A 14,389-nucleotide genomic window follows, 5' to 3' on the forward strand; every position below is an offset into this window, starting at 1 on the left:
ACTTTCTTATCGCTTTCGTTTCCCGGCTCATTATTACCCATGCATGCAAATAAGAATTATTTTCATTTGTAAATAGCTTGTGCTATATAACATAGCAATGGCTATAAACGCTGGGAAATTAACCACATCATTGCGAGGGATCCTATGCTGCACCTGACACCGCTGAAATCATTGCTGCTGGCCAGCGCGCTGGCCCTGCTGGCCGCGGCGCCGGCCTCGGCGCAGGAGAAATTCAGGGTTATCACCACCTTCACGGTTATCGCCGATATGGCGCAGAACGTGGCCGGCGATGCCGCCGTCGTCAGCTCCATCACCAAACCGGGCGCGGAGATCCACGACTACCAGCCTACCCCCGGCGATATCAAACGCGCGCAGGGGGCGCAGCTGATCCTCAGCAACGGTCTCAATCTCGAACGGTGGTTTGCCCGCTTTTATCAGCACCTGCAGGGCGTCCCGGAGGTGGTGGTCAGCGAGGGGATCCAGCCGATGGGCATCAGCGCAGGCCCCTATAGCGGAAAGCCCAATCCCCATGCCTGGATGTCGGCAGATAACGCCCTGATCTATGTCGATAATATTCGCGATGCGCTGCTGAAATACGATCCGCCTCACGCCGACACCTATCGCCGCAACGCCGAGACCTATAAAGAGAAGATCCGCCAGACGATGGCGCCGCTGCAGGCCAGACTGGCGCAGCTGCCGGCGGATAAGCGCTGGCTGGTCACCAGCGAGGGAGCCTTCTCCTATCTGGCCCGCGACTATGGCCTGCGCGAACTGTATCTGTGGCCGATTAACGCCGACCAGCAGGGCACTCCGCAACAGGTGCGCAAGGTTATCGACACCATGAAGAAAGAACAGATCCCGACCATCTTCAGCGAAAGCACCATCTCCGATAAACCGGCGCGTCAGGTGGCGCGCGAAGCCGGCGCCCACTACGGCGGCGTGCTGTATGTCGATTCGCTGAGCGCCGCCGACGGCCCGGTGCCGACCTGGCTCGACCTGCTGCGCGTCACCACCGAAACCATCGTCAACGGTATCCAGGACGGGATGAGGAAACAGCCATGAATACTGCGCAAGCGGGTCTGTATGTCGACCAGCTCACCGTCACCTGGCGCAACGGCCACACCGCCCTGCGCGACGCCTCGTTCAGCGTACCGCGCGGCGCCATTGCCGCGCTGGTGGGGGTTAACGGCTCGGGTAAATCCACACTGTTTAAAGCGCTGATGGGCTTTGTGCGCGTCGGTCACAGCGAGATCGCCATCCTCGGCCAGCCGGTCAACCGCGCGCTGCGCCAGAACCTGGTCGCCTATGTCCCGCAGTCGGAAGAGGTGGACTGGTCCTTCCCGGTGCTGGTGGAGGATGTGGTGATGATGGGCCGCTACGGCCATATGGGCTGGCTGCGGCGGGCAAAGCCGCGCGATCGCGAGATTGTCGATGCCGCGCTGGCCCGCGTGGGCATGAGCGAGTACCGCCATCGGCAAATTGGCGAGCTCTCCGGCGGGCAGAAAAAGCGCGTCTTCCTTGCCCGCGCCATCGCTCAACAGGGCCAGGTGATCCTGCTGGATGAGCCTTTTACCGGCGTCGATGTGCAGACCGAAGCGCGGATCATCAGCCTGCTGCGCGAGCTCCGCGATGAGGGCTGTACCATGCTGGTCTCCACCCATAATCTCGGGTCCGTAAGTGAATTTTGCGATTACACGGTGATGGTAAAAGGCACCGTGCTGGCCAGCGGCCCGACAGAAACCACTTTCACCGCCGAGAATCTGGAGCGGGCTTTCAGCGGCGTACTGCGCCACGTCGCGCTCACCGGTGCGGAAGCGCAGATTATCACCGATGACGAGCGGCCGTTTATCAGCCGGCGCGCGGCGGGAGGCCCACGATGAGCTGGCTGCTGGAGCCGTTTGGCTATCACTATATGCTCAATGCGATGTGGGTGGCGGCGCTGGTGGGCGGCGTCTGCGCCTTTCTCTCCTGCTACCTGATGCTGAAGGGCTGGTCGCTGATTGGCGACGCCCTTTCCCACTCGATTGTGCCCGGCGTCGCCGGGGCCTATATGCTCGGCCTGCCGTTTGCCCTCGGCGCGTTTCTCTCCGGCGGCCTGGCGGCGGGCAGTATGCTGTTTTTGCAGCAGCGGTCGCGGCTGAAAGAGGATGCAATTATCGGCCTGATCTTCTCCTCCTTCTTCGGGATCGGGCTGTTTATGGTGTCGCTGAACCCGACGTCGGTGAATATCCAGACCATTATCCTCGGCAATATTCTGGCCATCGCCCCGGAGGATATTATCCAGCTGGCGGCGATCGGCTTTATCTCGATGGCGATCCTGCTGTTGAAGTGGAAAGATCTGATGGTGACCTTCTTCGATGAGCACCACGCCCGCTCGATTGGTCTGAACACCCGCGGCCTGAAGCTGCTGTTCTTTACCCTGCTGGCGGCCTGCACCGTAGCGGCGCTGCAGACCGTCGGCGCCTTTCTGGTTATCTGCCTGGTGGTCACCCCCGGCGCCACCGCCTGGCTGTTAACCGACCGCTTCCCGCGCCTGCTGGCCATCGCCGTCGCCATCGGCAGCCTGACCAGCTTCTTCGGCGCCTGGCTCAGTTACTACCTCGACGGCGCCACCGGCGGCATTATCGTGGTGGCGCAAACGCTGCTGTTCCTCATCACCTTTATCTTCGCGCCGAAGCATGGCCTGCTGGCCAACCGCCGCCGCGCCGGGGAGGCAGCATGCTGAATCTGATCCTGGCCCCGTTCCAGTTTCCTTTTATGGTCAACGCGATAACAGTATCGATGGTCGTTGCCGTGCCCTGCGCGCTGCTGTCGGTCTTTCTGGTACTCAAAGGCTGGGCGCTGATGGGCGACGCCATGAGCCACGCGGTCTTTCCCGGCGTGGTGCTGGCCTACATTATCGGCATCCCCTTCGCCATCGGCGCGTTTATCGCCGGGCTGCTCTGCGCCGTGACGACCGGTTTTCTCGACGACAACAGCCGCCTCAAACGCGATACCATCATGGGAATTGTCTTCTCCGGCATGTTTGGCGCCGGGCTGGTGTTGTACGTAGCGATCCAGTCCGACGTCCATCTCGACCATATTCTGTTCGGCGATATGCTCGGGATCTCCCTCAGCGATATTGGACAAACGGCGGCTATCGCGCTGGTGATCGCGCTGATTATCGGGCTGAAATGGCGAGATTTTTTGCTGCACGCCTTCGATCCGACGCAGGCCAAAGCCAGCGGCCTGCGCGGCGGACTGCTGCACTACGGCATGCTGTGCATGATCGCCCTGACCATCGTCGCGACGCTGCAGTCGGTAGGGATTATTCTGTCGATTTCGCTGCTGATTGCCCCCGGGGCGATCGCGCTCCTGCTGGTACGGCGCTTTATCCACGCCCTGCTGCTGGCGGTGGCGGTAGCGGTCTGCTGCTCGGCGGGAGGGGTGTGGCTGGCGTTTTATCTCGATAGCGCGCCGGCGCCGACTATCGTGGTGCTGTTCAGCGCGCTGTTTGTGGTCGCCTTTGTGACAAGCACGATCCGGGATAGTCAGAAACAGAAGGCTTCATCACCCATCCCCGGTGGCGGCTAACGCCTTACCGGGGCTGCGCTTGTCCCCCGGCTGCGCGCAGCCCAGGCCGGGGAAAGGCCGCTATTTTTTCGGTCGATATTTATCCGGCAGCGGCGGCACCGGCCGCCTGTCATCCAGCAGATGGCGAAGGGTCAGGATCGGGTGGCGCCAGAGCATTCGTGGCCCGGCCCAGCGCATAATCTGCTTCATCTCTTCGCGCTTCGCCGGCTGATAGCAGTGTACCGGACACTGCTTGCAGGCCGGTTTATTGTCGCCAAACACGCACTTATCAAGCCGCTTGTCGGCGTAGGCGTTCAGCGCCTGATAGTGCTCGCCGTCGTCGCGGGCATCCGGACAGCGGCGCTGATAAAGCCCAATCATCCGACCGATCGTCTGCTTTTCACGTTCGATGCGTTTGCCCACCGTCAACTACCCTCCCCACAAAAAGATGCATCAATAATACACCTTTTATGCCGGTCACGCAGCCGCTTTCCTAACGATTAGGTCGGGTTAGCGGGTTTATCAACATGCCCCAATGCTTTTTCCGGGAAGCAGACATCGCGCACCCGGCGTTTCAGCTCTGCCGCATCCGGAAAGCCGCCATCCTGCTTGCGCTCCCAGATCTGCTGGCCGTCGATATCGATAGTAAAGATCCCGCCGGTGCCCGGCACCAGCGTCACCGAGGCGATATCGGTGCTGAAGGTGTGTAACAGCTCCTGCGCCATCCAGCTGGCGCGCAGCATCCAGTTGCACTGGGAACAATAGGTGATGGTGATAGCCGCTTTTGAATTCATCGTCATCTCGCTCAGGCTGAAAGGGCACAGTGTAAACAAAGTGCAGTTTAAATGAGGAATACATGAATATTTTGTTGCAAACGATAATACCTATCATTACCATTCGCAATCAACAAATGGAGTGAGACCCTATCCGCAACGGAAAAGACGGAGCAACCTGCAACTCTGGAAGTAACGCGTGAGCCGATACTAATAACGATCAAGGCGTGGCGACTATGTACAAATCGACTCCGTCAGCAGCAGGGTGTAATAAACGCCTGCTGGTGACCTCTTTGCTTGCAGCAATTTATCAAACTTCTGCCATCGCAGCAGGCACTTCCGCCATCGGCGGCGAGGCGGTGGATGACACCTCGGAACAAATGACCGTCACCGCTCCCGCGCCGGCGCAAAAAGCCGGTAACGAGCACAGCATCAGCGCCCGGGAGCTGGAGGACAAAGGCGCTAACGACTTCGGCTCGATCATGCGCTATGAACCGCTCATCAGCGCCACCGGGGCCAGCGGCGGCTCCGGCAACGGCAAAAGCGGCTTCGACCGCGGGGGCTACACCGGCTACAACATTCGCGGCATGGAGAGCAACCGCGTCGGTATCGACGTGGACGGTATCGCCCAGCCCAACGCCACCGGCCGCGGCTACGTCGGCCGCTCGGGGCTCAATACCTTCGGCATCGGCCGCGATTATATCGACCCGTATATGTACGGCAGCGTGGATATCCAGTCCGGCGCCACCTCGACGGAAACAGCCAACAGCGCCATCGGAGGGAATGTCTCCTTCCGCCCGAAATCGGCGGATGATTACCTGCGCCCGGGCAAAACCAGCGCCTTCGGCTATCGCAGCGGCTACGACTCCGCGGATCGCAGCTGGCACAACGGGGTGACCGTCGCCGGCGGCGATGAGTTCCTGCGCGGCATTTTGGTCTACAGCCGCCGCGACGGCCAGGAAACCGAAAATAACAGCGACACCGTCGACGCCTACCCGGCGAACTGGCACTCCGATGCCTTTCTGGCCTCCGGGATCTGGCAGCCCAACGACGAGCACAAGCTAACCAGCACCTTCGACTATTACCACAAAACCAACCACACCCACTACGATACCTGGGACTCCAGCGGCAACAGCACCATCGGCACCGCCAACCAGACCAGCCAGACCCGACGCTGGGGCCTGAGCCTGAAGGATGACTGGACGCCGATGAATGACTACCTCGACAGCGTCTCCAGTAAAATCTATTACCAGCATACCGAAGCCCATGACTGGACGTATATGCCGGATAGCGTCACCCGCAGGATGCAGACGGTGAACTCCAACTACGACACCGACACCTGGGGCCTGCAGACCGCGCTGGCGAAAACCCTGGGCCGCCACGATCTGAGCGCCGGCTTTAACGCCAGCACCAGCAAAACCCAGCGGCCGTTCAGCCAGTCGCCGATCCCCAGCGTTTACAGCGAGATCATGCAGCCGGAGGCGGACAGCCGCAGCTACACTCTCGGCGGCTTTGTCCAGGATAAGATCAACTTCGACCTTGATAGCCACAACTTCGCCATCATTCCCGGCGTGCGCGTGGTGCATCAATCGACGAAGCCGGAAAATCTGTCCGACCTTGCCGCCAACAGCAGCGCGCTGACCGAATCGTCGGTGGCGAATCTGTACGGTAAAAACAGCGATACCCAGGTTCTGCCGTCGTTGACCTTCCAGTACGACCTCACCCCGCGCCTGATGACCTACCTGCAGTACCAGCGCGGCGCGCAGTTCCCCAACGCCAGCCAGCTGTATGGTTCCTGGAACCTTGGGTCCAGCTACGCCGGCAGCCAGCAGTATGCCCTGATCGGCAATACCGATCTGAAGACGGAAACCAGCGATAATCTCGAGTGGGGGCTGAAGGGGGAAGTTACCGAAGGCATCACCCTGCGCACAGCGCTGTTCTACAACAGCTATAAGAACTTTATCGCCTATACCCGCTATACCCGGGCGAATAATCCGGGCCAGTTCACTAACGTGCCGTCGAACATCTACACCATTTATCAGGCGGAAAACCGCGATAAAGCCTATATCTACGGCGGTGAGATCAGCACCAAATTTAACTTTGGCACCTGGTATGAGCAGGTGGACGGCCTGAGCGCCACCCTCGCCCTCGGCTATAGCGAAGGGAAATCGAAATCCAGCTACAGCGGCGATAAATACGTCGACCTCGACAGCGTAGCGCCGATGAAAGCTATCGTCGGCGTGGCGTGGGACGATCCGGCGAAACGCTACGGCACCGCCCTGACGGCGACCTTCGTCAAGGGGAAACAGGCGACCGCCACCAACCGCGAAAGCTACAGCAATAGCGGGTCCGCCATCACCGATGCCAGCAGCGACTATATGCGCGTGCCGGGCTACGGCATGCTGGACTGGACCGCGTACTGGCAGGTAGCGAAAAACGTGCGCCTCAATGGCGGGGTCTACAACCTCACCGATCGTAAATACTGGGATTACCTGAGCAGCCGCAATATCGAGACCGGCACCAGCCAGGACGCCAATGATAAAGCGCTGGCGGTCATGCCGGGCCGCACCTGGCAGCTTGGGGTCAACGTCGACTTCTGATTGCCCGAATAACAACTCACCTGCCCCGGCCCGCCGGCCGGGGATATTGAACATTGAGAAGGATATGATTATGCCCAATGCCCACCCCGATCTGTGGCAGCGCTACCAGGCCACCAAAGCGTCCAGCACCGCGAAATATGCCCGCGATATCGCCGCGGAAATGGGGATCAGCGAAGCCGAGCTGACCGCCGCCCGCCTCGGTCACGATGCCGTGCGCCTGATCGATGACGCCCGGGCGCTGATTGCCGCCCTGGAGCGCGTCGGTGAAACCAAATGCATCTGTCGCAACGAGTATGCCGTCCATGAGCAGGTCGGCCAGTTCACGCACCAGCACCTCAGCGGCCACGCCGGGCTGGTGGTCAACCCGCGCGCGCTCGATCTGCGTCTGTTCCTCAGCCAGTGGGCCAGCGCCTTCCATTTGAACGATAACGGTCGCCAGAGCATTCAGTTTTTCGACCACCACGGCGACGCCCTGCTGAAAGTCTATGCGACCACGCAGACCGACATGGCGGCCTGGGACACCCTGATCGCGGAACATCGGGTGGCGGCCCCGGCGCCGCTGGCCCTGCGCCCGCTGGAGCCGGTGAAATATGCCGAGAGCGCCGACGGCGCCGCCCTGGAGAACGACTGGCGCGCGATGACCGACGTACACCAGTTCTTCGGTCTGCTGCGTAAATATCAGCTTTCCCGCCAGCAGGCCTTCCGCCTGGTGAGCGACGACCTCGCCTGCCGCGTTGATCGCCATGCGCTGCCAGCGTTACTGGAGACGGTGCGCCAGGAGGGCAATGAAATCATGATCTTCGTCGGCAATCGCGGCTGCGTGCAGATCTTCACCGGCGCCCTGGAAAAGCTGGCTCCCATGCGCGGCTGGCTGAATATCTTCAATACCACCTTTACCCTGCATCTGCGTGAAGAGAGCCTCGATGAAGTGTGGGTGACCCGTAAGCCGACCTCAGACGGACACGTCACCAGCGTCGAGCTGTTCGCCAAAGACGGCACCCAGATCGCCCAGCTCTATGGCCAGCGCAGCGAGGGCCACCCCGAGCAGGCGCAATGGCGCCAGCAGATGGATCGTCTGACCCGCGAAGGACTGCCCGCATGATGCGCTGGTTACTGCTTCTCATCACCTTCCCGTTGCTGAGCCACGCCGCCGTGGAGCGGCTCGTCACCCTCGGCGGCGATGTCACTGAGATCGTCTATGCCCTTGGCGCGCAACAGAGCCTGGTCGCCCGGGACAGCACCAGCAGCTGGCCCCCGGCGGCGCAAAAGCTGCCGGATGTCGGCTACCTGCGGCAGCTGAACGCCGAGGGGATCCTCGCATTACGTCCGCAGCTGGTGCTAGCGAGCGCCCAGGCGCAGCCCTCGCTGGTTTTACACAAGGTGCTGGCGAGCGGGGTGAAGGTGGTAAACGTGCCGGGCGGCGAAAGCCTGGCCGCGATCGATAACAAAGTGGCCGTCATTGCCGAAGCGTTAGGCAAAACCCCGGCAGGCGACGCGCTGCGCCAGCAGCTTCAGCAACAGATCGCCGCCATTCCAACGCAGCCGATTGCCAGGCGGGTGCTGTTTATTCTCAGCCACGGCGGAATGAATACCCTGGTGGCCGGGCAACGCACCGCGGCCGATGGCGCCATTCGCGCCGCCGGTCTGCAGAACGCGATGCAGGGCTTCGATCACTATCGGGCGATGTCGCAGGAGGGGGTGGCCGCCAGCCAGGCGGATCTGGTGGTGATCTCCGCGGATGGTCTCAAAGGGATGGGCGGCGAAGCCGGGCTGTGGAGACTGCCCGGCCTGGCGCAGACCCCGGCGGGGCGTCATAAGCAGCTGCTGACGATCGACGATATGGCCCTGCTCGGTTTTGGGCCGCGCACCCCGCAGGCGATTATCGCGCTGCGTGAAAAAGCGGAGCATCTGCCCTGATGCGCCCTGCCCTCGCCCGCCGTTTGCTGGTGATGACGCTGCTGCTGGTCCTGCTGACGCTGTTCGCCACCACCCTTGGCGCGATGCGTTTGCCGCTGGCCAGCCTGCTGCCCGCCGGGGATGAGATGCTGCGCCACATCTGGCTGACCATCCGTCTGCCGCGGGTGCTGCTGGCCCTGCTGGTAGGCGCGGCGCTGGCCCTCTCCGGCTGCGTGATGCAGGGGTTGTTTCGCAACCCGCTTGCCGACCCGGGCCTGCTGGGCATCAGCAGCGGCGCCGCGCTGGCGGTGGCCTGCTGGCTGGTGCTCCCGCTCTCCGCAACGGGGCTGATCGCCCTGTATATGCCGATGCTGGCGGCGTTTATCGGCAGCCTGGCGGTGATGGTGGTGATTTTTATCCTCAGCCGGGCAGAGGAGGGGTCGCTGTCGCGCCTGCTGCTGGTGGGGATCGCCATCAACGCGCTGTGCGGGGCGCTGGTCGGCGTGCTGGCCTGGCTGAGCAACGACGCCCAGCTGCGCCAGCTGTCGCTGTGGGGCATGGGCAGTCTGGGCCAGGCCGAGTGGCCGACCCTGTTGGTGGCTGCGACCCTGATCATCCCGGCGGCGCTGGCGGTGTGGTGGATGGCCTCCCGCCTGAATTTGCTGCAGCTCGGCGATGAAGAAGCGCACTATCTCGGGGTCAACGTGCGGGCGCTGCAGCGCTGGCTGCTGCTGTGCAGCGCGGTGCTGGTGGCCGCGGCAGTGGCCATCAGCGGCGTCATCGGCTTTATTGGCCTGGTGGTGCCGCACCTGATGCGTCTGTGGCTGGGGCCGGACCATCGCGGGCTGATCCCCGGCTCGCTGCTGGCCGGCGCGATCCTGCTTCTGCTGGCCGACACCCTGGCCCGCACCGTGGCGGCGCCGGCGGAGATGCCGGTCGGTCTGCTCACAAGCCTGCTGGGCGCCCCCTGGTTTCTGTGGCTGGTCTTTCGTCGGGAGAACCCCAAACATGGCTAATGAATATTGCGCGCAGGGGCTGGCGCTTCGCCTCGGCCAGCGGCAGATTATCGACAACATCTCCGTCGCGCTGCGCGGCGGCGAGATGACGGCGCTTATCGGGCCGAACGGCGCTGGCAAATCCACCCTGCTGCGGCTGCTGACCGGGTACCTGACCCCGGATAGCGGTACCCGCCGTCTGGCGGGCACGCCGCTGGAGGCGTGGTCACCCGAGGCGCTGGCGCGCCGGCGGGCGGTCATGCTACAGCGTACGGCCCTGCAGGCCGACTGGACGGTGGAAACGGTCATCGCCATGGGGCGCTCGCCGTGGGGCCCGACCGCGGACCCGGCGGAGCTGGCGGCGGTAATGGCCGTCACCGGCTGCGATGACCTTGCCGGCCGCCGCTATCCCGCCCTTTCCGGCGGCGAGCAGCAGCGGGTGCAGCTCGCCCGCTGTCTGGCGCAGCTGTGGCGCGACGGCGCGCCGCAGGGCTGGCTGTTTCTCGATGAGCCCACCTCGGCGCTGGACCTTTACTATCAACAGCATCTGCTGCGCTTGCTCAAACGGCTCACCGCCGGCGGGCAACTGCACGTGTGCGTGGTGCTGCATGACCTTAACCTCGCCGCCCTGTGGGCCGACCGCATTCTGCTGCTACACCAGGGCCGCCTGGTCGCCCAGGGGACGCCGCAGGAGGTGATCCAGCAGTCGGTTATCCATCGCTGGTACGGGGCGGATGTCCGCCTCGGCCAGCATCCGGACAACGCGGCCCCCCAGGTCTATCTGGCGCCGTAACCCCCGCGCGGCGCAACTGGAATCCGGATCGCGCCGCGCGCGTTCGGTATTACACCGCAAAAGCTGATGAGCATTATACTTTCATATCTATCAGCGTTCCCTTTTGAGGGTCCCCATGAGCCGATACACAGTTGCTGGCAGCGAAGGCCAGTATGAGAAAAATTCAGGTGAACGGGTTTTGGCTAATAAACTTGGGATTGCTGACGCAAATGAGATGGATAGCGTAGAACTGGTACTGCTGGAACAACTTTATCGCTCGGTTTTTGAGGAACACTTTCCAACCGGATTGCTCAGCGTCAATATCCTGAAAAAGTGGCATTATCGCTGGTTAGGCAATATCTATGCATGGGCAGGCCAGGAAAGAACGGTCAATATCAGCAAAGGCGATTTTATGTTCGCCCCTTCAACACAGCTGGCTAAACTGCTAAACGATTTTGATAAGAAATACCTTGCTCATTATACGCCTTGTTCAGGCATGAGTGAATTGCAGCTCACAGAAGCTATCGCAGTCACACATGTTGAATTGATCCTCATCCATCCATTCAGAGAGGGTAACGGGCGTTTATCACGATTATTAGCTGATGTGATGGCGGTGCAGGCTGGCTATAAACCGCTGAATTATCAAAGCTGGGAACAAAACAAAACCCAGTATATATCGGCTATCCATGCAGGTTTGACTCTGGACTATCGACCGATGAAACACTGGGTCAGTATGGCCTTAAGAAGGGATTAGGCAAGACGAAGATGCGCATATTTTTTGCGCGCGGCTTCAAGACTCTCTTCAACTCTGGCTGAGGGTTGCCCTGTCTCGACCGCGGTTGATGTCGCAACAGAACGAACGATGTCAGCGCGGGAAGGTCTGACGTATGTGGCCTGATCTTTTTTGTTGTGACTCATGGCATCTCCCTTTTCATTCACCTGATGGTTTCAGTATATCAAGGATCGTTGCTAACTGCTGCCGTTAAGGCTTATCCAGGGAAATATCGGATAGGGCTTTTTTGAACCGGTAACTGCACATCCTGATGCTGGCTTGTGATGACTCATCCCCCTCTGCAACTGGAATCCGGATCGCGCCGCGCGCCTTCGTCAGTTTCCCTCGCCTGCCCATCTCCGTTATCATGTCTCATCCATGTGATAACGACGAAAACAACAAAATCGCAGCTATTTCAAATCAGGGATCTGGATAACACCCCATGAGCACAATTGACAATCTCGACGCCCACACGCCGATGATGCAGCAGTATCTCAAGCTGAAGGCGCAACATCCTGACATTCTGCTGTTTTACCGGATGGGGGATTTTTACGAGCTGTTTTATGACGATGCGAAACGCGCGTCGCAGCTGCTCGATATCTCGCTGACCAAACGCGGCGCCTCCGCGGGCGAACCCATTCCCATGGCCGGCATCCCCCACCACGCGGTGGAAAACTATCTTGCGAAACTGGTTAATCAGGGCGAGTCGGTAGCTATTTGCGAGCAGATAGGCGACCCGGCCACCACCAAAGGGCCGGTCGAGCGTAAAGTGGTGCGTATCGTCACGCCGGGCACCATCAGCGATGAAGCGCTGCTGCAGGAGCGTCAGGACAACCTGCTGGCCGCCATCTGGCAGGACAGCAAAGGCTTTGGCTACGCGACGCTGGACATCAGCTCCGGCCGCTTCCGCCTGAGCGAACCGGCCGACCGCGAAACCATGGCGGCAGAGCTGCAGCGTACTAATCCGGCGGAGCTGCTGTACGCGGAAGATTTTGCCGAATCGTCGCTGATCGAAGGCCGCCGCGGCCTGCGCCGTCGCCCGCTGTGGGAATTTGAAATCGACACCGCGCGCCAGCAGCTTAACCTGCAGTTCGGCACCCGCGATCTGGTCGGCTTCGGCGTGGAAAACGCCCCCCGCGGCCTGTGCGCCGCCGGCTGCCTGCTGCAGTATGTCAAAGACACCCAGCGCACCTCGCTGCCGCATATTCGCTCCATCACCATGGAGCGCCAGCAGGACAGCATCATTATGGATGCCGCCACCCGCCGTAACCTCGAGATCACCCAGAATCTCGCCGGCGGCACCGATAACACTCTGGCCTCGGTACTCGACTGTACGGTGACGCCGATGGGCAGCCGGATGCTCAAGCGCTGGCTGCATATGCCGGTCCGCGATACCGCCGTGCTGGTGGAGCGCCAGCAGACCATCGGCGCGCTGCAGGAGCGCTATACCGAGCTGCAGCCGGTGCTGCGCCAGGTTGGCGATCTGGAACGTATTCTGGCGCGTCTGGCGCTGCGTACCGCCCGTCCACGCGATTTAGCCCGCATGCGTCATGCCCTGCAGCAGTTGCCCCTGCTGCGCGAGCAGCTGGCTGACGTTGACAGTCAGCCGGTGCAAAAATTGCGCGAAAAAATGGGCGAGTTTAGCGAACTACGCGAATTGCTGGAGCGCGCGGTGATCGACGCCCCGCCGGTGCTGGTCCGCGACGGCGGGGTCATCGCTCCAGGCTACAGCGCAGAGCTGGACGAGTGGCGGGCGCTGGCCGATGGCGCCACCGATTATCTCGATAAGCTGGAGATCCGCGAGCGCGAGCGGCTGGGCCTCGACACCCTGAAGGTCGGCTACAACGCCGTCCACGGCTACTACATCCAGATCAGCCGCGGCCAGAGCCACCTCGCGCCGATCCACTACGTGCGTCGCCAGACGCTGAAAAACGCCGAACGCTATATTATTCCTGAGCTGAAGGAATACGAAGATAAGGTGCTGACCTCCAAGGGCAAAGCGCTGGCGCTGGAAAAGCAGCTTTATGACGAACTGTTCGACCTGCTGCTGCCGCACCTTGCCGACCTGCAGGCGAGCGCCAGCGCGCTGGCCGAGCTGGACGTGCTGGTCAACCTGGCGGAACGCGCTGAAACCCTCAACTACTGCTGCCCGACCTTTAGCGATAAGCCGGGCATTCGCATCAGCGAAGGCCGCCATCCGGTGGTCGAGCAGGTGCTGAAAGAGCCGTTTATCGCCAACCCGCTGCAGCTGGCGCCGCAGCGGCGGATGCTGATCATCACCGGGCCGAACATGGGCGGTAAAAGTACCTATATGCGCCAGACCGCGCTGATTGCGCTGCTGGCCTATATCGGCAGCTACGTCCCGGCGCAGAAGGTGGAGATAGGCCCCATCGATCGCATCTTTACCCGCGTCGGCGCGGCGGATGACCTGGCCAGCGGCCGCTCGACCTTTATGGTGGAGATGACTGAAACCGCCAATATCCTGCACAACGCCACCGAACACAGCCTGGTGCTGATGGATGAGATTGGCCGCGGCACGTCCACCTACGACGGTCTGTCGCTGGCATGGGCCTGTGCGGAAAATCTCGCCAACAAAATCAAGGCGCTGACGCTGTTCGCCACCCACTACTTCGAGCTCACTCAGCTGCCGGAGAAAATGGAAGGCGTCGCCAACGTCCATCTCGACGCGCTGGAGCATGGCGACACCATCGCCTTTATGCACAGCGTGCAGGATGGCGCGGCCAGCAAGAGCTACGGCCTGGCGGTCGCCGCGCTGGCCGGGGTGCCGAAAGAGGTGATCAAGCGCGCGCGGCAGAAACTGCGCGAGCTGGAGAGTATCTCGCCCAACGCGGCGGCGACCCAGGTCGACGGCACGCAGATGTCGCTGCTCGCCGCTCCGGAAGAGACCTCGCCTGCGGTTGAGGCGCTGGAGAATCTTGATCCGGACTCCCTGACCCCGCGTCAGGCGCTGGAGTGGATCTATCGCCTGAAGAGCCTGGTGTAGGTCTCTTTTAACTTGAAAAAACGGC

General features: G+C 61.5%; 14 protein-coding genes. 11 read left to right on the forward strand and 3 right to left on the reverse strand.

Features of this window, described 5'->3' with window-relative positions; translation table 11 throughout:
* Nucleotides 1-144 precede the first annotated feature (144 nt).
* Genes ABLV52_RS20320 through ABLV52_RS20335 form a run of 4 tightly spaced genes read left to right on the forward strand, consistent with a single transcriptional unit; the run spans nucleotide 145 to nucleotide 3,573 of the window.
* Complete coding sequence (locus ABLV52_RS20320) at nucleotides 145-1,062, forward strand: metal ABC transporter substrate-binding protein (protein ID WP_348890870.1); 918 nt, start codon at nucleotides 145-147, stop codon at nucleotides 1,060-1,062.
* Nucleotides 1,059-1,880, forward strand: coding sequence for a manganese/iron ABC transporter ATP-binding protein (locus ABLV52_RS20325; RefSeq protein WP_348890871.1), 822 nt, complete (start codon nucleotides 1,059-1,061; stop codon nucleotides 1,878-1,880). The genes ABLV52_RS20320 and ABLV52_RS20325 overlap by 4 nt, the downstream gene beginning before the upstream one ends.
* Complete coding sequence (gene sitC, locus ABLV52_RS20330) at nucleotides 1,877-2,725, forward strand: iron/manganese ABC transporter permease subunit SitC (RefSeq protein WP_023290804.1); 849 nt, start codon at nucleotides 1,877-1,879, stop codon at nucleotides 2,723-2,725. Before ABLV52_RS20325 ends, sitC begins: the two co-directional genes overlap by 4 nt.
* Entirely contained in the window at nucleotides 2,719-3,573 is an 855-nt protein-coding gene (locus ABLV52_RS20335; protein ID WP_065881970.1) for a metal ABC transporter permease, read from the forward strand. Before sitC ends, ABLV52_RS20335 begins: the two co-directional genes overlap by 7 nt.
* A 60-nt stretch (nucleotides 3,574-3,633) precedes the next feature.
* Here the strand turns inward: ABLV52_RS20335 and ABLV52_RS20340 are convergent, their stop codons facing one another.
* Both ABLV52_RS20340 and ABLV52_RS20345 read right to left on the reverse strand, forming a co-directional pair.
* Nucleotides 3,634-3,975, reverse strand: a complete 342-nt coding sequence (locus tag ABLV52_RS20340) for a nitrous oxide-stimulated promoter family protein (protein ID WP_348890890.1) — start codon at nucleotides 3,973-3,975, stop codon at nucleotides 3,634-3,636.
* A 77-nt stretch (nucleotides 3,976-4,052) separates the two neighbouring features.
* A complete protein-coding gene (locus tag ABLV52_RS20345; protein WP_004205627.1) occupies nucleotides 4,053-4,346 on the reverse strand; it encodes a SelT/SelW/SelH family protein in 294 nt (97 codons plus the stop codon).
* 215 nt (nucleotides 4,347-4,561) lie between these two features.
* On the opposite strand from ABLV52_RS20345, the gene ABLV52_RS20350 reads away from it, so the two are divergent.
* The 6 genes from ABLV52_RS20350 (at nucleotide 4,562) to ABLV52_RS20375 (ending at nucleotide 11,342) form a co-directional block, all read left to right on the forward strand.
* The gene (locus ABLV52_RS20350; protein WP_348890872.1) at nucleotides 4,562-6,925 is read left to right on the forward strand and encodes a TonB-dependent receptor; all 2,364 of its coding nucleotides are present in this window, start codon (nucleotides 4,562-4,564) and stop codon (nucleotides 6,923-6,925) included.
* Nucleotides 6,926-6,995: 70 nt separating this feature from the next.
* Nucleotides 6,996-8,027, forward strand: a complete 1,032-nt coding sequence (locus ABLV52_RS20355) for a ChuX/HutX family heme-like substrate-binding protein (RefSeq protein ID WP_348890873.1) — start codon at nucleotides 6,996-6,998, stop codon at nucleotides 8,025-8,027.
* A complete protein-coding gene (locus tag ABLV52_RS20360) occupies nucleotides 8,024-8,842 on the forward strand; it encodes an ABC transporter substrate-binding protein (protein ID WP_348890874.1) in 819 nt (272 codons plus the stop codon). Before ABLV52_RS20355 ends, ABLV52_RS20360 begins: the two co-directional genes overlap by 4 nt.
* Complete coding sequence (locus tag ABLV52_RS20365) at nucleotides 8,842-9,837, forward strand: iron ABC transporter permease (RefSeq protein ID WP_348890875.1); 996 nt, start codon at nucleotides 8,842-8,844, stop codon at nucleotides 9,835-9,837. The genes ABLV52_RS20360 and ABLV52_RS20365 overlap by 1 nt, the downstream gene beginning before the upstream one ends.
* Nucleotides 9,830-10,609: a heme ABC transporter ATP-binding protein gene (locus ABLV52_RS20370; protein ID WP_060591945.1), complete on the forward strand. Its 780-nt coding sequence runs from the start codon at nucleotides 9,830-9,832 to the stop codon at nucleotides 10,607-10,609. Before ABLV52_RS20365 ends, ABLV52_RS20370 begins: the two co-directional genes overlap by 8 nt.
* Before the next feature lie 115 nt (nucleotides 10,610-10,724).
* Nucleotides 10,725-11,342 carry a Fic family protein gene (locus ABLV52_RS20375; protein WP_023290812.1) on the forward strand — a complete coding sequence of 206 codons (618 nt, stop codon included), beginning with the start codon at nucleotides 10,725-10,727 and terminating at the stop codon, nucleotides 11,340-11,342.
* Here the strand turns inward: ABLV52_RS20375 and ABLV52_RS20380 are convergent.
* A complete protein-coding gene (locus ABLV52_RS20380; protein ID WP_348890876.1) occupies nucleotides 11,339-11,506 on the reverse strand; it encodes a hypothetical protein in 168 nt (55 codons plus the stop codon). The genes ABLV52_RS20375 and ABLV52_RS20380 overlap by 4 nt on opposite strands.
* Before the next feature lie 296 nt (nucleotides 11,507-11,802).
* On the opposite strand from ABLV52_RS20380, the gene mutS reads away from it, so the two are divergent.
* Nucleotides 11,803-14,364: a DNA mismatch repair protein MutS gene (gene mutS, locus ABLV52_RS20385; protein WP_043520744.1), complete on the forward strand. Its 2,562-nt coding sequence runs from the start codon at nucleotides 11,803-11,805 to the stop codon at nucleotides 14,362-14,364.
* The last annotated feature ends 25 nt before the right edge of the window (nucleotides 14,365-14,389 follow it).

The sequence above is a fragment of the Klebsiella sp. GB_Kp056 genome (assembly GCF_040064755.1).
In the GTDB taxonomy this organism is placed as follows: Bacteria; Pseudomonadota; Gammaproteobacteria; order Enterobacterales; family Enterobacteriaceae; genus Klebsiella; species Klebsiella quasipneumoniae.